The organism is Pseudomonas sp., assembly GCF_050739655.1.
Taxonomy (GTDB): Bacteria; Pseudomonadota; Gammaproteobacteria; order Pseudomonadales; family Pseudomonadaceae; genus Aquipseudomonas.
The window spans coordinates 1-1,193 of sequence record NZ_JBOIBY010000657.1 but is presented as its reverse complement, the minus strand read 5'-3'; the positions used below and the strand labels follow the sequence as shown (position 1 = coordinate 1,193).

1 protein-coding gene and 1 pseudogene are annotated in these 1,193 nt (G+C 54.3%); both read left to right on the top strand.

Features of this window, described 5'->3' with window-relative positions; all coding sequences use genetic code 11:
- Positions 1-219: pseudogene (locus tag ACRESJ_RS31250) on the top strand (UvrD-helicase domain-containing protein); the annotation flags it as partial.
- Positions 220-478: 259 nt separating this feature from the next.
- Positions 479-1,193, top strand: a 715-nt coding sequence (locus ACRESJ_RS31245; RefSeq protein ID WP_431761350.1) for a hypothetical protein, incomplete at its 3' end; no start/stop codon positions are given.

Here is a 1,193-nt window from a genome sequence, read left to right as displayed (position 1 = left end):
GGAGAAACCCACGAAGCGACAATGCTGGTTTCAGCTTCCAGGCGAGGGGATCAGTCACATTGGGCGGATTGGATTGGTGACAAGAACTTGGAAGCGGCAAGGCTCGCCTATGTCGCGAGTTCAAGGCCCAAAAATCTCTTGGTCTGGGCTGTCAAGAAGTTGAAAGCCGCAGAGCGCACCACGCTTCAACGGCTGGGGTTTGAAATAGCCCAGCGATAATCCAGCACCAAAAAAATGCAGCTCTCCTAGCTAAGCGAACCTCATTCGCGACGAAGCGAGTTGTGCTGTAACTTTGAATTCCGTCATCGACCCTGCAAGCTAGCGAGTTTTGGATAGCTGAGCAGGCGTCAGGCATAGTGCATCTGCAATTGCGCTGAGGCTCTCGGCGCTCAACAATTAAGTCTCAGCAGATGCCTATTGGCTCTTAAAACTGACTGAGGGCGTTCCAAGGGCGTGAGTGGTATCAAGGAGGAAGCGCGTGCAGCCGACAGTAATCGATGAGTTGTATCGAGCGGTAGTTTTCAATCATCAGGAGGCTTGGCAGCAGCTTGATGAGCGCGCTGCTGAGTGCGCAGCGCTGCGAAGCCTGGTTAGTACGGATCAGCCAGGTGGAATAGACCTGAGCCTTGGCCTTGGCGTGGATGGCAATGAATTTATAATACCGGTTATTCAGGGGCCTAGGGCTTTCTTTGTCTCAGCGGAGACGGCTGTGCAGGGAGCGCTGCAGGCCGGTCGCTCCGAACTTTTGCTTGATTACTCGCTCAGCTTCGACTCGAATTTTGCTGAAAGATTAAGGCGGCTGATCAATCAGCAAACGGCTTCTGGAGATCAGGATCTTGCGCGGGTCAAAAGCGTTCTCATGTTGAAGGCGAACAATCCGCGGGTTCAATTCGATATCTTGCCGTTTCTCTATGAAAATGTCCGGCTGGCACGAGACGACACCAGTAACGAGCGACCGATCGACACGCTCGTCGCGTTCCGCACTTTGGACTATCTCGATTGGGAGCGCTACCGAGATACGGAGGAGCTGCACTTCCATGATGAATCGATCGACGCCCTGAAGGAGGGACTTCGCCCGGCGGCTGTGCGGCTGGTTTGCGACCTTCACACGAACGAAGATTTTTTGCGTCATGAGGCATCGGCCTTGGCGACAGAGGCCTTGCTGCTGAGGCTGGCGGGGCTTTGGCATGTTC